Source organism: Shewanella sp. ISS20, from assembly GCF_056522965.1.
The window spans coordinates 3,455,833-3,475,229 of sequence record NZ_JAWRZK010000001.1 but is presented as its reverse complement, the minus strand read 5'-3'; the positions used below and the strand labels follow the sequence as shown (position 1 = coordinate 3,475,229).

General features: G+C 46.4%; 20 protein-coding genes. 3 read left to right on the top strand and 17 right to left on the bottom strand.

The genetic code is table 11. The features are described 5' to 3' along the window. Positions 1 to 2: 2 nt before the first annotated feature. Positions 3 to 404, bottom strand: coding sequence for a hypothetical protein (locus AC1HDP_RS15795; RefSeq protein WP_479639474.1), 402 nt, complete (start codon positions 402 to 404; stop codon positions 3 to 5). A gap of 231 nt (positions 405 to 635) precedes the next feature. After that, positions 636 to 1,634, bottom strand: a complete 999-nt coding sequence (gene dusA / locus AC1HDP_RS15790) for a tRNA dihydrouridine(20/20a) synthase DusA (RefSeq protein WP_479639473.1) — start codon at positions 1,632 to 1,634, stop codon at positions 636 to 638. Between the two features lie 354 nt (positions 1,635 to 1,988). On the opposite strand from dusA, the gene AC1HDP_RS15785 reads away from it, so the two are divergent. Next, complete coding sequence (locus AC1HDP_RS15785; RefSeq protein WP_140930917.1) at positions 1,989 to 2,459, top strand: chemotaxis protein CheX; 471 nt, start codon at positions 1,989 to 1,991, stop codon at positions 2,457 to 2,459. On the opposite strand, the gene AC1HDP_RS15780 is transcribed toward AC1HDP_RS15785, so the two are convergent. The 3 genes from AC1HDP_RS15780 to dnaB form a co-directional block, all read right to left on the bottom strand. Beyond that, a complete protein-coding gene (locus tag AC1HDP_RS15780) occupies positions 2,456 to 3,700 on the bottom strand; it encodes a BamA/TamA family outer membrane protein (RefSeq protein WP_479639472.1) in 1,245 nt (414 codons plus the stop codon). The two genes, AC1HDP_RS15785 and AC1HDP_RS15780, sit on opposite strands and share 4 nt — an antisense overlap. 73 nt (positions 3,701 to 3,773) lie before the next feature. After that, complete coding sequence (gene alr, locus AC1HDP_RS15775) at positions 3,774 to 4,853, bottom strand: alanine racemase (protein WP_479639471.1); 1,080 nt, start codon at positions 4,851 to 4,853, stop codon at positions 3,774 to 3,776. Between the two features lie 26 nt (positions 4,854 to 4,879). Next, a complete protein-coding gene (gene dnaB, locus AC1HDP_RS15770; RefSeq protein ID WP_140930913.1) occupies positions 4,880 to 6,286 on the bottom strand; it encodes a replicative DNA helicase in 1,407 nt (468 codons plus the stop codon). A 196-nt stretch (positions 6,287 to 6,482) separates the two neighbouring features. Here dnaB and AC1HDP_RS15765 point away from each other — a divergent pair, with 196 nt between their 5' ends. Then, positions 6,483 to 8,672, top strand: coding sequence for a S46 family peptidase (locus tag AC1HDP_RS15765; RefSeq protein WP_479639470.1), 2,190 nt, complete (start codon positions 6,483 to 6,485; stop codon positions 8,670 to 8,672). A 297-nt stretch (positions 8,673 to 8,969) separates the two neighbouring features. Here the strand turns inward: AC1HDP_RS15765 and rplI are convergent, their stop codons facing one another. The 4 genes from rplI to rpsF are packed head-to-tail and all read right to left on the bottom strand — an operon-like array spanning position 8,970 to position 10,407. After that, the gene (rplI, locus tag AC1HDP_RS15760) at positions 8,970 to 9,422 is read right to left on the bottom strand and encodes a 50S ribosomal protein L9 (protein WP_140930909.1); all 453 of its coding nucleotides are present in this window, start codon (positions 9,420 to 9,422) and stop codon (positions 8,970 to 8,972) included. Between the two features lie 38 nt (positions 9,423 to 9,460). Beyond that, positions 9,461 to 9,685 carry a 30S ribosomal protein S18 gene (rpsR, locus tag AC1HDP_RS15755; protein ID WP_140930907.1) on the bottom strand — a complete coding sequence of 75 codons (225 nt, stop codon included), beginning with the start codon at positions 9,683 to 9,685 and terminating at the stop codon, positions 9,461 to 9,463. A gap of 12 nt (positions 9,686 to 9,697) precedes the next feature. Continuing rightward, a complete protein-coding gene (priB, locus tag AC1HDP_RS15750) occupies positions 9,698 to 10,003 on the bottom strand; it encodes a primosomal replication protein N (protein WP_479639469.1) in 306 nt (101 codons plus the stop codon). An 8-nt stretch (positions 10,004 to 10,011) separates the two neighbouring features. Continuing rightward, positions 10,012 to 10,407, bottom strand: a complete 396-nt coding sequence (gene rpsF / locus AC1HDP_RS15745) for a 30S ribosomal protein S6 (RefSeq protein WP_140930903.1) — start codon at positions 10,405 to 10,407, stop codon at positions 10,012 to 10,014. 249 nt (positions 10,408 to 10,656) lie between these two features. Here rpsF and AC1HDP_RS15740 point away from each other — a divergent pair, with 249 nt between their 5' ends. Continuing rightward, a complete protein-coding gene (locus AC1HDP_RS15740; protein ID WP_479639468.1) occupies positions 10,657 to 11,406 on the top strand; it encodes a DUF481 domain-containing protein in 750 nt (249 codons plus the stop codon). Positions 11,407 to 11,506: 100 nt separating this feature from the next. On the opposite strand, the gene rlmB is transcribed toward AC1HDP_RS15740, so the two are convergent. From rlmB to zapE, 8 genes are all read right to left on the bottom strand, one after another. After that, the gene (gene rlmB, locus AC1HDP_RS15735; RefSeq protein ID WP_479639467.1) at positions 11,507 to 12,247 is read right to left on the bottom strand and encodes a 23S rRNA (guanosine(2251)-2'-O)-methyltransferase RlmB; all 741 of its coding nucleotides are present in this window, start codon (positions 12,245 to 12,247) and stop codon (positions 11,507 to 11,509) included. Positions 12,248 to 12,260: 13 nt separating this feature from the next. Beyond that, the gene (gene rnr, locus AC1HDP_RS15730) at positions 12,261 to 14,714 is read right to left on the bottom strand and encodes a ribonuclease R (protein ID WP_479639466.1); all 2,454 of its coding nucleotides are present in this window, start codon (positions 14,712 to 14,714) and stop codon (positions 12,261 to 12,263) included. A 37-nt stretch (positions 14,715 to 14,751) separates the two neighbouring features. Then, positions 14,752 to 15,402 carry a tetratricopeptide repeat protein gene (locus AC1HDP_RS15725; protein WP_479639465.1) on the bottom strand — a complete coding sequence of 217 codons (651 nt, stop codon included), beginning with the start codon at positions 15,400 to 15,402 and terminating at the stop codon, positions 14,752 to 14,754. Between the two features lie 88 nt (positions 15,403 to 15,490). Then, complete coding sequence (locus tag AC1HDP_RS15720; protein ID WP_140930894.1) at positions 15,491 to 16,786, bottom strand: adenylosuccinate synthase; 1,296 nt, start codon at positions 16,784 to 16,786, stop codon at positions 15,491 to 15,493. 66 nt (positions 16,787 to 16,852) lie between these two features. Then, the gene (locus AC1HDP_RS15715) at positions 16,853 to 17,041 is read right to left on the bottom strand and encodes a DUF2065 domain-containing protein (RefSeq protein WP_140930893.1); all 189 of its coding nucleotides are present in this window, start codon (positions 17,039 to 17,041) and stop codon (positions 16,853 to 16,855) included. Between the two features lie 144 nt (positions 17,042 to 17,185). Beyond that, complete coding sequence (gene rpsI / locus AC1HDP_RS15710; RefSeq protein WP_140930891.1) at positions 17,186 to 17,578, bottom strand: 30S ribosomal protein S9; 393 nt, start codon at positions 17,576 to 17,578, stop codon at positions 17,186 to 17,188. Between the two features lie 14 nt (positions 17,579 to 17,592). Next, complete coding sequence (rplM, locus tag AC1HDP_RS15705; protein ID WP_140930889.1) at positions 17,593 to 18,024, bottom strand: 50S ribosomal protein L13; 432 nt, start codon at positions 18,022 to 18,024, stop codon at positions 17,593 to 17,595. 238 nt (positions 18,025 to 18,262) lie between these two features. Beyond that, positions 18,263 to 19,369 (bottom strand): cell division protein ZapE, encoded by a 1,107-nt coding sequence (gene zapE / locus AC1HDP_RS15700; RefSeq protein ID WP_479639464.1) that lies wholly within the window; start codon positions 19,367 to 19,369, stop codon positions 18,263 to 18,265. Between the last annotated feature and the right edge of the window lie 28 nt (positions 19,370 to 19,397).

Below are 19,397 nucleotides of genomic sequence, written 5' to 3'. Positions count from 1 at the left end.
CATCATGGCTTGGCTCGGTTAAGATCTACGCGGCCCTCTGTTTGGCTCGCGCTAGCTTTACTTGCACTGGCTTCAAATAATTGCTGCTGCTCTTTAGCTGTTTGTTGAATATGATTTTTTAATCCTAACGACAAGGTCACATCATTAAGCATGGCTTGCTGCGCATCCGCCATACTTGAACCTAATTCAGACTCAACCCCAGTTGCTACCATTAATTCAGAATCACTTCCTGTCACCATCAAGTTTGAGGTAACGTCAGCAACCATTTGCTGCTGCGCCAGTGCCATACTTTGCTCTAATTCCGCGAAGATGGATGGCTCTTGCGCTTTATCATTGGCTAAGGCAAAAGCGGCAGGTGACAACATCATAGTTAACAGTAGGGATTTGATAGTAATGGTGTTCATGGGTTATTCCTCTAAGGTATCGTTGACATTAGAGGTAATTCAAGACGCGTGCCAATTGAGATAAAAAACCAAACGCTAATATAACCACCTGATTTTTAGATATAAAAAAAGAGCTAGACAGTGCTATCTCTTAGATTATACGCCCGGTCTCGCCCCTTCAATGTTAGCAACTAGTGAAAAATGCTAACAACTTACGGTTTAACTCATTAATCGGCGAGAAAGAGTGAAATATTAATACTGACTGACTAACTGAGCTTGCTCATTCATCATCTCACGCGCCTTAAGCATGACCTCAATCCCAGCGCCAGGCTTATGGGCTTGCTCACTTAAATGACGACGCCAAGCGCGCGCGCCAGGTAAGCCTTGATATAAACCGAGCATATGGCGGCTAATATGGTTTAAACGCCCGCCATCGGCTAAATGCTGCTCGATATAAGGCAGCATAATATCAACCACTTGATCGCGGGTTAACACTGAGGTATTGGTGCCAGTCAGTTGCTTATCAACTTCGGCCAATAAATAAGGATTCTGATAAGCCTCGCGCCCCACCATCACGCCATCTAACTGCGCCAAATGCAGCTTAGCTTCTGCAAGTGAAGTCACGCCGCCATTCACGCTAATGTGCAAATGCGGATAATCTCGTTTGAGCTGATAAGCCCGCTCATAATCTAATGGCGGAATTTCACGATTCTCTTTTGGGCTCAAGCCATTAAGCCATGCTTTACGCGCATGAATAATAAAGGTATCGCAACCGGCATTAGAGACAGTATCAATAAACTGAGTCAAAAACTCGTAGCTATCGTGATCATCTATGCCAATGCGCGTCTTAACAGTGACAGGCATAGAAACTTGCGCACGCATCGCATTTACGCATTCAGCAACTAACCGCGGCTCAGCCATTAAACAGGCACCAAAGCGGCCGTTTTGCACCCGATCCGATGGACAGCCGACGTTAAGATTGACCTCATCATAACCATAATCCTCGGCGCGCTTAGCGCACTGCGCCAAACTCACAGGATCGCTACCACCGAGCTGCAAGGCTAACGGATGCTCTTGCTGGTTATAACCTAAGTAATCACCTTTACCGTGTAAAATAGCGCCCGTGGTCACCATTTCGGTATAAAGCAAGGTATTGGCCGACATTAGACGTGCAAAATAACGATAGTGTCTATCGGTCCAATCGAGCATTGGCGCAACGCTAAACACTCTACTTATTGATTTTAAAGACATTTAATACCAACCATTTAATTTAAAACGAGTGACGACCACTAATAGCCGCATATTTTAAATTATTTTGAGATCTTTTTAAGAATTTTCGCTTAATGGTTAAGCATGAATCCTGCTCTTACCCTCACAAAGAGTTAGTCATTGAGTGGATAACACCACTAAAACTTGGCTGGATGATGAAAAACACTGTGGTTACAGACTCACTCCCCGTCAGCTGAGTCACATGTTCAGGCTTAATTGGTTATGATTTTAACGGCTATTTTGAAGTCACACCCGCGCTAAAATTTCGCTAAGTTTCACTTTCAATGACGATTTATCTTCTATGCTTAGACCTATTGATATCGTGAGGGTAACTACATGGAAGTTAAATACATCAATCCGTTTCTTGAGTCATTCTTGAACGTGATAAGCACTATGGCCACTATTGAGCTGTCGGCTGGCCGGCCGCGAATCAAGCAAGATGAGATAGCCCTTGGTGATGTGTCTGGGCTGATTGGCATGATTAGCCCACAAGTAAAAGGCTCACTATCTATAACCTTTGAAAAAGGCTTAGCCCTTAAGATAATGCACAACATGCTGGGGGAATGCCCCGACCATATCAATGATGAAGTTACAGATATGGTAGGTGAAATTACTAACATGGTGTGCGGCGGCGCCAAAAGAATTTTAGGCGAGAAAGGCTATCAGTTTGAAATGGCCACCCCTATGGTGGTGGCCGGTAAAGAGCATCATATTTCCCATCAAGCTCATGGCAAGAAAATTATCCTGCCCTTCACTAGTCTCAATGGTAAAGCTTTCGTCGAAATTTGTTTCCAAGAAAATGGTTAAAACGGCTGACTAACCATCACCCAGAATTGCGTGCTTTCTTGGCTTTTCGCGATTTCAGCACGCACGACTATGCTTTCCACTTCAAAGCGTACACCAGTGCCTAGGGTCCAGTGCATGTCTTGATGCAGACTCGCCGCAGAAAACTCATCGCTGACTTGCCCCGCTTCTGCAAACGCAACCCATTGCCACCAAGGCACTTGATACCACTCAAACACAGGCCAGTGTTGCAATGGTTGCCAATGGGGTTGCACCCGATACTCCATACTATAAAGTAAGGCGCTGCGGCCGCTAAAACGCTTAGCGGAATAACCGCGCAGGCGATCAAAGCCGCCTAAACCAATGCCAGCGTAATAGGGCGGTCGATGAGCTTGACCTTGATTATCTGTGTCATTCCAGCTCGGGGTATCAGCCAGATACAAATTCAGCGCCATCACTTGCTGGCGAAATAACTCATTGCTACTCAGTGAAACAAAGGCCGATTGCTCAAGCTCCCACGTGGTCCATGACGGTGCGCCTCTACCTTCAAAGCCATGGCGCAGAGTAAAACTGGTTTCACCACCTTGTGTACTGTTATTCGCTTGATCACGATTATCCCAATTAAGGAGTAACTCAGCCCCTTGCGTACGCTCTGGAATCATCGACTCTATGCCAAGCTGCTGCGCCCGCGTAAAGGCGGTTAACTTAACGCTAGATACCCCAGAGACTCTTGGGTCCCAACTAATATCCGTTTGCGGCAACATGCTTGGCGCCGCGCCATAAATGCCATGACCTACAGGTAATACATAGCGGGCATGCAGCTTAGTAAAGGATTCATCCCCTGTAGTGATTGCACGCTGCTCTTGCCCATTAAGATCCGGCAAGTAATACACGCCTTCGCTAAAATGCGCTTGATAGGTTTCTGCGCTAAAGAGCCATTGCTCAAGCCCTGGCAACTGATAATTATTGGCTGAAAGATAAGTAACATAACTGTCATTACTTGAATAAAGGCCGATGCCAAAAATACTCGCTTGCACTTGCCCTGCATGCTTAATCACGCCAGCACCACCAAAGGCAGTACTGAGATTTTCACTAGAAAACACAAAAGGCACAGCCGCAAATTCAGGGGATGACTTAGCATTGGTAGCCGCGGCTTTTTCTAATTGTGTTTGTGCTAATCCAGTTTGCGCCAGAACAGGCGCTGCAATAGCCGTTAATAAACACAAGCTAACACTAGCAAAGATGGTTTTATAAGAAGACTTCAAGGCAATTCCTAACAAGATGGCGACGCATAAGCAAAAACGGCGCTAGGCGCCGTTTAATGTCAAAGCAGACGGATTACTCAAAGAACAAGCTGACTCGCGGCGTTAACTTAGTGACTAGCTCATAAGCTATGGTACCAATATGCTCAGCAACTTCTTCTACGGGTAAAGCTTGTCCCCACAACAAGACATCATCACCGACTTTATCGCTCGATGCTGGCCCTAAATCGACGGTAAGCATATCCATAGAGACGCGCCCGACAATCGGTACCCGCCGGCCATTAATCCACACAGGGGTGCCAGATGGCGCATTGCGCGGGTAACCATCGCCATAACCAATAGCCACGACCCCAAGACGAGTATCTTGCGGCGCGCGCCAATAAGCACCATAACCCACTGAATCACCAGCCTTATGGTCACGAATAGCAATTAAGCGTGATTTCAATTCCATCGCCGCCACTAAACCATGATTACTGCCTACGTCACCGGTCACAGGGGACACGCCATACATGGCTATGCCTGGGCGAATCCAATCTCGCTGAGTTTGCGGCCAATACAAGGCGCCAGCTGAGTTTGCAAGCGAGCGGTCACCATCAAGGGCTTGAGTTAATTCGCAAAATTGATCGTATTGCGCCAGCGTAAACGGATTATCAGGCTCATCGGCGCAGGCAAAATGAGTAATCAAGTGCACAGGTTTAGCCACGCTTGGGCAAGCGAGCAAACGCTGATACACAGCTTCAAATTGCGCCGCAGTAAAACCTAATCTGTGCATGCCGCTGTCTATCTTCAGCCACACAGTTACAGGTTTAGCTAATTGCGCTTGCTCTAACATCTCAAGCTGCGACTCATGATGCACGACTGTGTCAATATCATGCAGCACTAACAAGGGCAGATCTTCTGCTCTGAAAAAACCTTCCAGCAGCAGCAACTTACTTGTTATTAGCCCATGGCGTAACTTCAGGGCTTCTTCAAGGCGCGCGAGGCCAAAACCATCCGCCACGCCATCTAAGGTTCGGGCCACAGGCAGTAAACCGTGACCATAAGCATTGGCCTTCACCACTGCCATAATTCGGCTAGTGGGGGCCACTAATTTTAATTGCGCAAGGTTATGCTGCAGCGCGCTGACACTGATTTCAGCTCTAGGAAAGGGTTTCAAAAATCAACCTTGTTAGTGTTCAGGCCTTAGTCCTCTTCGAACTGCGGTCCTGCATAGTTATCGAAACGGGAATATTGACCTTGGAAAGTTAAACGTACGCGTCCAATGGGGCCGTTACGCTGCTTACCAATAATAATCTCAGCGGTGCCTTTATCAGTAGAGTCATTGTTATACACTTCGTCGCGATAAATAAACATAATTAAATCAGCGTCCTGCTCGATAGAGCCTGATTCACGCAAGTCAGAGTTAATCGGACGTTTATCGGCACGCTGCTCAAGGGAGCGGTTTAACTGCGACAGTGCAATCACAGGAATGTCGAGCTCTTTGGCCAAAGCTTTAAGCGAGCGTGAAATTTCCGCAATTTCTAGGGTACGATTCTCAGCTAATGACGGCACTTTCATTAACTGCAAGTAGTCGACCATGATCATCGATAACCCGCCCCAATCACGCGCAACCCGCCGAGCGCGGCTGCGAAGTTCGGTTGGGGTTAAGCCTGAGCTATCATCTATGTACATCTTGCCTTGTTCCAGCATGATCCCCATAGTCGATGATACACGCGCCCAATCCTCGTCATCCAACTGACCAGTACGAATTTTGGTTTGATCGACGCGGCCAATAGAGGCCAGCATACGCATCATGATCTGTTCTGACGGCATCTCAAGACTGAAAATAAGCACGGGCTTATCTTCATGCATAGCCGCTTGCTCACACAAGTTCATGGCAAAAGTAGTTTTACCCATGGACGGACGCGCCGCCACAATCACTAAATCGCCGCCCTGAAAACCTGTGGTCATTTTATCTAAATCACCAAAACCACTAGAAACCCCAGTCACCCCTTCGTGCGGGTTATTGTAGAGTTTCTCAATCTTATCGACGGTTTTGGCCAGAATACTTTTAATATCCTCAGGGCCTTCGTTGGCATTGGTGCGCGATTCAGCAATTTTAAATACTTTGGTTTCGGCGAAATCTAGCAAAGCACTGGAATCACGACCTTCAGGGTGATAACCCGCATCGGCAATTTCGTTGGCAACACGGATCATATCGCGCACAACCGCACGCTCACGCACAATAGAGGCGTACGATAATATGTTACCCGTACTTGGGGTATTTTTAGCGATTTCAGCTAAATAGGCAAAGCCACCGGCGTCATCCAGCAAGCTTTCAACTTCTAGCCCTTCAGACACAGTCACTAAGTCAATCGGGTGACCGGCATCAGTCAATGACTGCATGGCGGTAAAAATAAGCTTATGAGCTCGCGAGTAAAAATCGTCTCGAGATACGGCTTCAGCCACTTTATCCCAAGCCTCAGAATCCAGCATCAAGCCACCCAGTACCGATTGTTCCGCTTCCAACGAATGCGGTGGTAACTTTAAAGCATCAAGCTGAGCATCTCTTGGCTTTCCCTTGGGCTTAAAGGCAGTTTGCTGTGACATTCACGCTCCCAATTACAATGAGTGTTCAAAATATGTTATAACATTGCAGCGTTTTTACGGAATTTTTACCGTAACACTCCAAATTTAACTCGTTTACCCTGCCGCATTCTGCGCTTTGCATCCTTGAGTTATCCCGATAACTCAAGATGCCTAGTGTTAACTGTGAAGGACATAAAGATAACAATAAGGAAAAGACATGCGCATCACTTTGATTGCAGCTATGGTGGCGGTTTCAACCGCCGCGATGGCTGATGAAGGCCAATGGCAACCTCATCAAATGCCAAGCATTAGCGATAAATTAGTCGCCTCAGGCATCAAAATAAGTGCCGACCAATTAGCCGACCTCACTCAGCATCCTATGAATGCCGTTGTCAGCCTCGGCTATTGTACCGCCAGTTTTGTTTCGCCCCAAGGGCTAGTTGTCACCAATCATCATTGTGCCCACGGTGCCATTCAATATAACAGTAAAAAAGAACACAATTATCTCGCCGAAGGCTTCCTGGCAAATCAATTAAATGAAGAACTTAGTGCCGGCCCTAATGAGCAGTTGTTTATTACCGAAGCGGTGGATAATGTCACGACTGCTGTACTTAGCAATGTCAGCGAGCAAGCATTAGCCCGCTATGAGGCCATAGAAGCCAACAAAAAAGCCTTAATTAAGCGCTGTGAAGTCGATAAAAATTATCAATGCTCAGTGCGCAGCTTTCACAATGGCTTGGAATACTACCTCATCAAACAGTTAATTTTACGCGACGTACGCTTAGTGTACGCGCCGCCTGAAAGTGTTGGCAGTTTTGGTGGCGACATTGATAACTACGAATACCCACGCCATAGCGGCGACTTTACTTTCCTGCGCGCTTATGTCGCTAAAGATGGCAGCCCTGCGGCATTTCATCCCGATAACGTGCCCTATCAGCCTAAGAGCTATTTAGCTATTAATGCCAATGGCGTGAACGCGGGTGATGGTGTGTTTGTTGCAGGCTACCCAGGAGCCACCAGTCGTTATCGCTTAACCTCTGAATTGCTGTTTGCTAAAGACTGGCAATATCCAGCGCAAGCGGCACGCTTTCAGCGCCAAATTGACACAATTACGGCTATGGGTGAGCAAGACCAAGCCATCAAAATCGCCTACGCCAGCACTTTAGCCGGTAATGCTAATCGTATGAAAAAGCTTAATGGCTTACTCGATGGCTTTAAGGCCACTAATATCATTAGCATTAAAGGCCAGCAACAAGCAGGCTTTGATGCTTGGCTCAGTAAGCAAGCTGCCAATAAAGATGTCAGCAAGCGCTTAGAAGCTTTACTGAGCAAACAGCAGCAACAAATTCAAACGCAATTTTATTTCGATAACGCTCAGTCAAGCGCCCTGTTAAGCGCCGCTAATCAACTCTATCGCTGGGCCAAGGAGCAGCAAAAAAGCGATATTGAGCGAGAAACTGGCTATCAAGAGCGCGATAAAAAGCAGTTTAGCGCCGCCTTAGCGCGTTTAGATTCACGCTTTATTAGCGAAGTTGATAAAGATTTGTGGCGGCAAGACATTAACGCTTATATCGGCCAAACGAATCGAGTCGAGACGCTGGATAAGTGGCTTAATGTCGATGCTGATGCCCTCAATGCCAAGCTTAGCGCTATGTATGCAGAAACCCGCTTAACCAATAAAGAGCAGCGCTTAGGCTGGATGGAAAAATCCGCCAGTGAATTTGAAGCCAGTCGCGATCCTTTCATTCGTCTAGCGGTCGCCTTATACCCAAGCAATATGGCAAACGAGCAAAAAACCAAAGAGTTAGTCGGTGAGCTTACTATGGCTCGCCCTGCCGTCATGCAAGCTATTATTGATTATTACCGCGCTAACAACTGGCCCGTGTACCCTGATGCCAACGGTACCTTAAGAATTAGCTATGGCAGTGTCGATGGCTATCAATCGGCTGACGGCCTGTATAAGCAGCCTTTTACTCGTCTTGAAGGCATTAAGGCCAAGCACACTGGAGAATCGCCATTTAATGCCCCAGACAAATTACTGAATGCCATTGATGCCGGCAATCTTGGACAGCATAAGGTGGCTAGTGTGTATCAAGACCCACGCGGATGGTTGTGTCGACTCGTGTCATGCGCTGCAACCCCTGAGCAATTTAACTCAGTGCCAGTCAATTTCCTCTCCAGCGTAGATACTACCGGTGGCAACTCAGGTTCCCCAGTATTTAACGGTCAAGGCCAATTAGTAGGATTAAATTTTGATTCCACTTATGAAGCCATCACCAAGGATTGGTTCTTTAATCCAACCATAACCCGCGCCGTACATGTAGATATTCGCTATATCTTATGGATGATGGATAAAGTGGATAACGCGCAGAACTTATTGACTGAACTTACAATAGCAAGGGATTAGCCAAATAATGCAGAGAGTAACTGAGTAACTCAGTAACTCAGTAACTCAGTAACTCAGTAACTCAGTAACTCAGTAACTCAGTAACTCAGTAACTCAGTAACTCAGTAACTCAGTAACTCAGTAACTCAGTAACTCAGTAACTCAGTAACTCAGTAACTCAGTAACTCAGTAACTCAGTAGAGCGTGCGCCACGACTCTATGCTTAGCAAATATTTATGCCTAAGCATGGAGTAACATCCACAAAAAATAGGCAAAAAAAAACACCGCCGCAGCGGTGTTTTTATTCGTCGGTGTTAATTAAGCTTCTGCAACAACAGTTACTTTAACAACAGACTTAACTTCGGTGTGCAACTGAACTTCAACTTCGAAGTCGCCAGTGTTGCGCAGAGCGCCCAATGGCAGACGTACTTCAGATTTAGCCAGAGCAACGCCAGCAGCAGTAACTGCATCAGCGATATCACGGTTGCCAACTGAACCGAACAGCTTACCTTCATCGCCAGCTTTAGAAGCAATAACAACTGCTCCTAAGGCAACGATCTTTTCAGCACGTTCGTTAGCAGCAGTTAATTCTGCAGCTAATTTAGCTTCCAGCTCGGCGCGGCGAGCTTCGAAAACTTCAGTGTTAGCAGCGTTAGCTACAACTGCTTTGCCTTGTGGCAGCAGGTAGTTACGAGCATAACCGGCTTTAACAGTAACTTTGTCACCCAGGTTGCCCAGGTTCGCGATTTTATCAAGCAAAATAACGTTCATTATCAATTCCTCTAAATATGACTAGGAGTCAATACCGATTACTGAAGATCAGTGTACGGCAGCAGTGACAGATAACGAGCACGCTTGATAGCGCGAGCCAGTTGACGCTGGTATTTAGCACTAGTACCAGTGATACGGCTAGGAACGATTTTACCGCTCTCAGTGATGTAGTTTTTCAGGGTAACAATATCTTTGTAATCGATCTCAGTAACACCTTCAGCGGTGAAACGGCAGAACTTACGACGACGGAAATAACGTGCCATGGTGACAGTCTCCTAAGATTTCAATTCGACATTTTCAGCATGGAGAACCAAACGGTTTTGCCCGTTTCGGCTTTGCTGCAGATTAATAAATCCCTGCACCTCGATCTCCACACCGGCTTTTAGTTTGTCTGCGACGCTTAAAAAGCGTTCTCCACTTAAAATCACCTGTATCTGGCAATATACATCTCGCAACATTTCAGCTTGATAACGCTGAGACTTATGTTCCAGTGTTAACACCCAATGGCTAATGCCAGCAGGACTGTCAAATTGTCTTGAGCGCACTATGCTCCCAGACATAGACAGATGATTCAGTGACACAGATAAACTTACTCAGCAGATTCTTCAGCGTTTTCAGTAGCTTCGTCACGGTCAGATGAGAAAGAACGACGTGAGTCGCGCTCTTCTCTGGCCTTAGACATTGGAGAAGCTTCAGTGATGGCTGCTTTAGTACGCATTACCATGCTACGCAGAACGGCGTCGTTGAAACGGAAAGCAGTTTCCAGTTCTTCGATTACTGCAGCAGTTGCTTCTACGTTCATCAGAACATAGTGAGCTTTATGCAGGTCTTGGATTGGGTAAGCCAGTTGACGACGGCCCCAATCTTCCAGACGATCAATTTTGCCGTTAGCTTCGGTGATTAAACCTGTGTAACGCTCGATCATGCCTGGTACTTGTTCACTTTGATCTGGGTGAACCATAAATACGATTTCGTAATGACGCATTTATTGCTCCTTACGGTTAGGTAGCCTCGGTTTTGGCTCAGTCGGACCAATTGGAGGCAAGGAACGAAATATAGTGACTGATTAAGGAGCGCGATAGTACAAAAACCCTGCCATAAACTCAAGCATTAATCGCCAAACTATCTAAATTTGCTACTTTGCCCCACAGAAGTTAATCGGTATTATGATCATCAATAGGTTTGCAACTCTTTGCAGCTAAGGTCATAGCCATCACACCATAAGAAAATATTCATGCCTAAGACATTTAAGACGCTGTTGGCTTTAGGCCTTTATTCAAGTAACGCTTTGGCCTTAGTGCCACCCGATTACCAAGAGCCACCGAGCGATTTTACCGCCGAAGTTGAGGCGGGATTTCAGCTCAATACCGGCAATACCGAATCTGCTAGCTTTAATGGCCGCACTAAACTTGAATATGACACAGTAAACACCACCCAAACCGCTGTGTTTAAAAGCTATTTTTCATCTGAAAATGAAGTCACTAAATCTGAGAAATATGACTTACAGCTGCAGTCTAACTACAAGCTTGATGGTGGTTATGTGTTTGGCCGCGGTGATTTTACTTGGGATGAATTTGGCTCTTATACGAAAATCGTCACAGTATCGACGGGTTATGGTTTTGATGCCGTTGATTTACGCAACACTAAATTGAGCTTAGAAATAGGCCCAGGTTATCGTTATAACGTGCCGTTTGCTGTGGATAGTAGCGATGGCGAAGTGCTGGCAGAGCGGGATTATATTTTACGTACCGCCGCCAAATTTGAGCAAAGGTTTCATGAGTATTCCAGCATGGCTGCCGATATAACCGCTGAAACTGGTGAAAACAACAATACCTTGACCTTAGACATGGGCTATAAAAATACCATGTTTCAGGACTGGGCATTTAAGATAGGTATCAACGTAAAATACACTGAGCGCGTGCCAGAAGGCACTAAGCCCACAGATACCATTACCACCTTCAATCTGCTCTATACCTTCCAGTAATAGCCAAAAAAAAGATGAGCTAGGCTCATCTTTTTTATGACGTTAACTCAAATTAGACTACTGCCTATTTAAGCTAAAGCGCATGATCGCTAAAACCAACTCAGGCTAAGCGTTGGCGCACGGCTTCAAATAAACAAATACCGGTAGCAACTGACACGTTCAGGCTTGAAACACTGCCCGCCATAGGGATTGAAATCAAGCTGTCGCAAGCTTCGCGGGTTAAACGGCGCAGTCCCTTACCTTCAGCACCCATAGCTATAGCTAATGGTCCCGTCAGCTCGGCTTGATACAAGGTACCATCCGCTTCGCCAGCTGTGCCTATGATCCAAATACCTTGCTCTTGTAAATAACGCATAGTGCGCGCCAAGTTAGTTACTTGGTACAATGGCACGATTTCCGCGGCGCCGCAGGCCACTTTAGTCACAATCGAAGTAATACCTACGGAGTTATCTTTAGGTACTATGATGCCTTGCACGCCAGCGGCATCGGCATTACGTAAACAAGCGCCCAAATTATGCGGGTCTGTTACGCCATCTAAGATCAATAAAAATGGCTTATCTGTGGCTTTTAACAGCTCAGCTAAATCATGCTCACTCAGGATTTTCGCCGGCTTTACGCGGGCAACAATACCTTGATGTTGGCTGCTAGCCGTTTTTTCATCCAGTACTTTGCGCGACATTTGCTGCAAAGACACGCCATATTCTTGCGCCTTAACAATCAAGGGGGTAACTCTATCATCCACTCGACCTTGCAGCAGATATAACTCGAGCACGCGCTCTGGGCTGTTTTCGAGTACGGCGCTTACGGCATGAATGCCAAACACTAATTCTTGCTTTTTCATTAACTACTTTCTCTTACGACTTGCGCTTAGTTTTGGTCGGTTTTTTTGCCTTTTTAGGTTTAGCTGCGCTACTAGCAGCAGCTCCACCTTTGGCTGGCGATTTACGACGGCTTGATGATCCACGCTTTTTAGCTGCAGGCTTATCTTTAGCGCCATCTTTACCTTTTGCGCCATTGCTAGCTTTAGCTTCTTCTTTAGTCGCTTTAGCTAACTTGGCACCTTCTAAATTAACGCGCTCACGAGCGGTTAATTTATTGGCAGGCTTGCGGCGACGACTGCCGGCAACTTCGCCTTCCATCAATAAATCAATCTGGCGATCATCAAGGTTGACCGCAGCCACTTTAACCGTGACGGCATCTCCTAGTTGATACACTTGACCACTCGCCTCACCGACTAAGCGTTGACGCATTGGGTCGTATTGGTAGTAATCGCTACCTAAGCTTGAGATATGCACTAAGCCATCAATAAACAAGTCGTTAAGGCGCACAAATAAGCCAAAGCTAGTGACCGAGGCAATGACCGCATTAAAGGTATCGCCCACATGATCTTGCATAAACTCGCACTTGAGCCAATCACTCACATCGCGCGTTGCTTCATCGGCGCGGCGCTCGGTGTTAGAACACTCTTCACCCAGCTTATCTAGCTCATCAAGCTGATAATGATAGCCGCCATCACGGGTCCACTTTTCATCACTAGCGCCTTCAGCTTTAGTCAATAAGTAACGAATAACGCGGTGCAATACCAAATCTGGATAACGGCGAATTGGCGAGGTAAAGTGAGAATAAGCTTCTAACGCTAAACCAAAGTGGCCTTGATTATCAGGGGTATACACAGCTTGGCGCATAGAGCGCAGCAGCATAACTTGAATCAATTCGGCGTCTGGACGACCCACTAATTTTTCCATCAAAGCTTGGTAATCAGCTGGTGTTGGCTCAAGACCGCCATCCATGCTTAAGCCACGCTCAGCCAAAAACTCTTTAAACTGCGTGAGTTTTTGCTCTGATGGCGCGTCATGCACGCGGTACAAGACTTCGCCCTTGTTCTTTCTCACAAAAGCCGCCGCGGAAACGTTAGCTAAGATCATACATTCTTCGATGATCTTGTGCGCCTGATTGCGCGAGCGCGGCACTATCTTGTCAATCTTGCGATCAGCATTAAAGATAAACTGAGTTTCTAAGGTCTCAAAGGCGATGGCGCCACGCTTAGCACGCTGTTCATCCAAGGCCAAATATAAGTCCTGCAATGCTTTAAGATGCGGGAACAGTGCTTGATGCTCAGGCTTAACGTCAGCACCTTCGAGCATGTCAGCCACTTGGGTATAAGTGAAACGGGCGTGCGAGTGCATTACAGCTGGGTAAAACTTATAGCCAGATAACTTACCATTGGCAGAAATAGTCATTTCCGCCACCATGCATAATCGATCAACGCCAGGGTTCAGAGAACACAAGCCGTTAGACAGCTTTTCTGGCAGCATAGGGATAACTTGCGATGGGAAATATACCGAGTTACCACGAGCGCGCGCTTCAGCATCTAAGGCTGAATCTGTGCGTACGTAGTGACTTACGTCTGCAATCGCTACCCATAAACGCCAGCCACCGCCACGCTTAGTTTCGGCATATACCGCATCATCAAAGTCGCGAGCATCTTCGCCATCAATAGTGACTAAAGGTAATTCGCGTAAATCTAGCCGACCTTTTTTATCATCTTCTGTGACTTCATCGCTGATACGCTTAAGCTTTTTCTCAATATTGCTCGACCAAGTGTGCGGTAAATCGTAATTACGCAGTGCAATTTCAATTTCCATACCCGGCGCTTGTTGCTTACCCAGCACTTCGGTCACTTTACCGGCGGCTTTAACATAGCGACCTGGGCGGCGAGTTAACTCAACCACTACCACATCGCCATGACGAGCACCCATGCGATCGTCTTGATCAATCAAGATTTCTTGAGTGATGCGACGATCGTCAGGCACCACAAATGCCATGCCACAATCGACATAGAAACGGCCAACTAATGCGGCATTTCTTGGCTGCACTAAGCGAACAATACGTGCATCGCGGCCACCTTTGCGGCCTACACCTGCTTTTTGGGCTAAGACTTTATCGCCGTGGAAATACAGCTGCATATCTCGCTCAGAGATAAACAGATCATCGCCACCTTCTTCAGGGCGGAAAAAGCCAAAGCCATCACGATGCCCAAGCACAGTGCCTGTCAGTAAATCCATACGTTCTGGAAGGCCATAACACTGACCACGGGTAAAGACCAGTTGACCATCACGCTCCATGGCACGCAAACGGCGGCGCAGGGCTTCGAGTTGATCTTCATCGGTTAATTTGAGGGCGTCAGCAATATTCTGCCGCGTAAGAGGTGCGGATTGAGCTTGTAAGTAATTTAAAATCCACTCGCGACTGGCGATTGGGTTTTCATAATTTTCGGATTCACGCTCAAAATGAGGGTCTTTTATCATTCAATTTCCATTTTTGCCCTGATCTTTGCAGGACATATCAATTACCAGATAGCCGCTGTTGCTGCGCCCTAGAAACGGCGCTTGCCGGCATTTTGGTTTCTAATTGTTGTAACAGTCGCAAGGCTTCAAGTTTGGTCTTGGTATTGACAAATACCTCATTAAATAACCAGTGATAGCCCATTTCATAATCCATAGGACTACCATACCCCTGCGCCTGTAATCTGACCAGCATAATACGAGCTTGCTGATCGCCATTGGCCGCGGCAGGTAATACGAACTGCACGGCCCGGTGTTTATTCTGGATCACGAATCTACCGTCGTGATAATACTCAGCAATTTTTACCATGGCTTCACTGCTGCCTTGTTCTGCCGACATCTGCAAAATTGACATGCCATAGCGGGGATCGGCGGTCACACACACGCCATGATTGAGCATTTCTCCCCAGAGAAACTGATATAACGGTTGCTTAAGCACCATAGCGCGAGCTTCGATGTCTTGCAATAACTGACAGTCATCGGTTTTGACTCGCTGCAAATAGGTTTGCGTACGAATTAACGACAACAACTGTGCATCTGAATAAATATCTACGGCTTCAATTGTCGCTAACGCCTTTGGCGTAACGAGCCACAAACAGCTCAGTAGTAGTAATATTCGGCTAATACTTTTTTCCATAAGGTCAATATCCATAGCAGTCGCTTTAGTTGGATATCGGCCGTGATGGGATTTTCTTAATTAAAAAAGGCCGCAATTTGCGGCCTTTTTGATATCAATAAACTTAGTTAAATGGATTAACTAAAATCATAGTCTCGTTACGGTCAGGACCAGTAGAGATGATATCGATAGGCGTTTCGAGTAACTCTTCGATACGCTTAATGTAGTTGATGGCTGCTTGTGGCAACTGCTCAATTGAAGTAGCACCAAAGGTGACATCGCTCCAACCAGGCATTGACTCATAAACAGGAGTCACTAAGTCATAACCTTCTGCCGCTAACGGCGTGGTTTGAGCAATAGTGCCATCGGCATTCTGGTAACCAACACACAGTTTAACTTCTTCTAAGCCGTCTAATACGTCAAGCTTAGTCAGACAGAAACCTGTGATGCTGTTGATTTGAACGGCGCGGCGCATAGCCACGATATCCAACCAACCTGGACGACGCTTACGACCTGTGGTCGCGCCGAACTCATGGCCTTTAGTTCCCAAGTAATCACCGATTTCATTTTGCAATTCAGTCGGGAAAGGACCGGCACCAACACGAGTGGTGTAAGCCTTAATGATACCCAGAACATAATCCAAGTGACGTGGACCGAAGCCACTACCCGTTGCCACACCACCTGCGGTAGTGTTTGACGAAGTCACGAAAGGATAAGTACCGTGGTCAATATCCAGTAAGGTGCCTTGAGCGCCTTCGAATAAGATGTCGTCACCAGCTTTACGCGCTTGATCTAACAGATCAGCCACGTCAACACACATGCTCTTCAGGTAATCAGCAATTGCTAATGCATCATCCAGCGTGGTCTGGTAATCAACTGCATCTACGCCATAGTATTCTGTCAGCATAAAGTTGTGATATTTCATCACTTCTTTCAGCTTTTCAGCAAATAGCTCTGCATTGAACAGATCGCCTACGCGTAAACCGCGACGGGAAACCTTATCTTCATAGGCAGGACCAATACCGCGACCGGTAGTACCAATGGCATTGTTGCCACGAGCCTGTTCGCGAGCGATATCTAAAGCGCAATGAAATGGCAGGATCAAAGGACATGCTTCTGAGATCAGCAAGCGCTCCTCAACCGGAACGCCGCGCTCTTTGAGCATAGCGATTTCCTTCAATAGCGCATCTGGTGCTAACACCACGCCATTACCGATAATGCAAGTTACATTATCACGTAAGATCCCTGACGGAATTAAGTGAAGGACGGTTTTTTCACCATCGATAACCAAGGTATGACCAGCATTGTGGCCGCCTTGATAGCGAACTACATATTTTGCCTGTTCGGTGAGAAGGTCGACAATTTTACCTTTTCCCTCGTCACCCCATTGAGTGCCGAGAACAACTACGTTTTTGCCCATTGTTTGCTGCAAGGTTGCGGTTAAAGCAGGATTTTAACAGATTTTAGGGGGCATAAGGCAAGTAATTTATGAAAAAATAATCAATAAAACTATTCCGGCCGTTACTAAAGCGCCACCAATGCGTTGCAAAGCATTGTTTTCTATAGCGGTCAATTCCTGAATATAATTTCGCCAGCGATTTGGGAACAAAAAAGGACCTACGCCTTCTATCACTAATACTATGGCCAAAACCAGCATCCACTGTGCAAATGTCATTAACGATCCTCCTAAATTGAAAAACATGACCTATGCGATAGCCTGTGATCAACAAACTTATGCTCAGGCGCCCTTATCATAATTTGCAGCCATAAAAAAACCCAGCCATAAGGCTGGGTTTCCAAGTCGTACTCGAGCGAAATATTAACGCTTAGAGAACTGTGGTCTACGACGTGCTTTACGCAGACCAACTTTCTTACGTTCAACCTGACGAGCATCACGGGTAACGAAACCAGCAGCGCGCAGTGAAGGACGCATTGCTTCGTCCAGTTGCATCAGAGCACGGGTAATACCGTGACGGATAGCACCTGCTTGACCGGTGATACCACCGCCCTTAACAGTCACATAGATGTCCAGCTTTTCAGTCATTTCTACCAGCTCAAGTGGTTGACGAACAACCATACGAGCGGTTTCACGACCGAAATACTGGTCTAATGGACGCTGGTTAACAACGATGTTACCACTACCTGCAGTTGCGAAAACGCGGGCAGTTGAAGTTTTGCGACGGCCAGTGCCGTAGTACTGAGTTGCAGCCATTTGCTTAATCCCGTTTAGATATCAAGAACTTGAGGTTGTTGTGCAGCGTGGTTATGTGCAGCGCCAGCGTAAACTTTCAGCTTACGGAACATAGCGCGACCCAGAGGGCCTTTTGGCAACATACCCTTAACAGCCTTCTCGATGATCATTTCTGGCTTATGAGCTTGCAGCTTTTCAAAGCTGATTTGCTTGATGCCACCTGGGAAGCCAGAATGTGAATAGTAGATTTTGCCTTTAGCTTTGTTACCAGTAACAGTCACTTTTTCAGCATTAACAACGATGATATAATCACCGGTATCAACGTGAGGAGTGTACTCAGCTTTGTGCTTGCCACGCAAACGCAAAGCAATCTCGGTAGCAATACGACCTAAAGTCTTGCCTTCAGCATCCACGACGAACCAGTCACGAGATACAGTTTCTGGCTTAGCAGTAAAAGTAGTCTTCATTTTTACAAAAACCCAAAGTTAAATTTTATCTCACATGCTATTTGCCAATCAAATAACACGAAGTGTCACCACCTCACCCCTTCGAGCGAAGTAAGCAAACATGGTTTGTTCCGCCCAATCGGCGGAGTAACGTGGGCAGGTGGCGGATTATAGCCAAGCATGAGTTAAAAATCACCTGATATTTCACTAAATTTCTAAAAAGATCGGCGATCGCAACGATCTGATTCACTGTTATCGGCTAAGCCAAATGCGCCATAGCTAAATACTCATGGGATTGCATTTCAGTTAAGCGTGAACGGCAACGGCGAAACTCAAAACTCAGTAAGCCATCGCTGTAGATGTTTTCAAGTGGCACGGCCGCAGAAATAATCAGCTTTACCTGGCGCTCATAAAACTCATCCACTAATGCTAAAAAACGCCGCGCGATATCATCACCCGCAGTGGCAGCGCCCATTTGCTCCACATTACTTAGCAATACGGTATGGTACTCTTTTGCCAATTCCATGTAATCCACTTGGCTGCGCGGACCATCACATAAGGCGCGAAAGTCACACCATAAAACCCCTTTAGCTTGGGCGCGAATCGTTAACATTCGTCCCTCTAGTTCAATGTCGGTCTGCTTGTCATCGGCTTCTGGTGCCAGCTTAGTAAAATAAGTCGCTAAGTTACTGTCAGCTTTACTATCTAATGGATAGTGGTAAATTTCGGCCTGCTCTAAAGTACGCAGGCGATAATCAATGCCGGCATCCACATTCAGCACTTGGCAATGACGTTTAATTTGCTCGATTGCCGGTAAAAAGCGGGCGCGTTGTAAACCATTTTTATAAAGCTCATCGGGGATAATATTAGACGTCGCGACTAGCACTACACCTTGTTCAAATAACGCAGTAAATAAGGTGCCAAGCAACATGGCGTCGGTAATATCTGATACAAAAAACTCATCAAAACAAATAACCCGATAACGTTTTGCCATTTCGGCGGCGATCACAGGTAAAGGATCGCGCGTGCCTTTACGCTCATGCAAGTCATGATGTAACTGATGCATAAAGCGGTGAAAGTGAGCTCGCAATTTATCGTCAAACGGCAAAGCTTGATAAAAGGTATCCATTAAATAGGTTTTACCGCGCCCAACACCGCCCCATAAATACAGTCCCTGTATGGTTTGTGGCTGAGAGCCCATCAGCTTTTGCTGTAACCATTGCCACTTACTTGTGGCAGGCTTGGCAATTAGCGCCTGATAAACGCCTTCGAGAGCAATAACAGCTTGCTCTTGGGCACCATCATGACTGAAATCCTCGCGTAACAAATCTTGCTGATAATGTTCTAGTGGCGAAAGTCGAGACACGTTGCATCCTATTCATGGTCTTTTTAGC

Coding starts and splice junctions, on each gene's coding strand:
- AC1HDP_RS15795 (WP_479639474.1), bottom strand. CDS start 404: ATGAACACCATTACTATCAAATCCCTACTGTTAACTATGATGTTGTCA.
- dusA (WP_479639473.1), bottom strand. CDS start 1,634: ATGTCTTTAAAATCAATAAGTAGAGTGTTTAGCGTTGCGCCAATGCTC.
- AC1HDP_RS15785 (WP_140930917.1), top strand. CDS start 1,989: ATGGAAGTTAAATACATCAATCCGTTTCTTGAGTCATTCTTGAACGTG.
- dnaB (WP_140930913.1), bottom strand. CDS start 6,286: ATGTCACAGCAAACTGCCTTTAAGCCCAAGGGAAAGCCAAGAGATGCT.
- AC1HDP_RS15765 (WP_479639470.1), top strand. CDS start 6,483: ATGCGCATCACTTTGATTGCAGCTATGGTGGCGGTTTCAACCGCCGCG.
- rplI (WP_140930909.1), bottom strand. CDS start 9,422: ATGAACGTTATTTTGCTTGATAAAATCGCGAACCTGGGCAACCTGGGT.
- rpsR (WP_140930907.1), bottom strand. CDS start 9,685: ATGGCACGTTATTTCCGTCGTCGTAAGTTCTGCCGTTTCACCGCTGAA.
- rpsF (WP_140930903.1), bottom strand. CDS start 10,407: ATGCGTCATTACGAAATCGTATTTATGGTTCACCCAGATCAAAGTGAA.
- AC1HDP_RS15740 (WP_479639468.1), top strand. CDS start 10,657: ATGCCTAAGACATTTAAGACGCTGTTGGCTTTAGGCCTTTATTCAAGT.
- rlmB (WP_479639467.1), bottom strand. CDS start 12,247: ATGAAAAAGCAAGAATTAGTGTTTGGCATTCATGCCGTAAGCGCCGTA.
- rnr (WP_479639466.1), bottom strand. CDS start 14,714: ATGATAAAAGACCCTCATTTTGAGCGTGAATCCGAAAATTATGAAAAC.
- AC1HDP_RS15725 (WP_479639465.1), bottom strand. CDS start 15,402: ATGGATATTGACCTTATGGAAAAAAGTATTAGCCGAATATTACTACTA.
- AC1HDP_RS15720 (WP_140930894.1), bottom strand. CDS start 16,786: ATGGGCAAAAACGTAGTTGTTCTCGGCACTCAATGGGGTGACGAGGGA.
- AC1HDP_RS15715 (WP_140930893.1), bottom strand. CDS start 17,041: ATGACATTTGCACAGTGGATGCTGGTTTTGGCCATAGTATTAGTGATA.
- rpsI (WP_140930891.1), bottom strand. CDS start 17,578: ATGGCTGCAACTCAGTACTACGGCACTGGCCGTCGCAAAACTTCAACT.
- rplM (WP_140930889.1), bottom strand. CDS start 18,024: ATGAAGACTACTTTTACTGCTAAGCCAGAAACTGTATCTCGTGACTGG.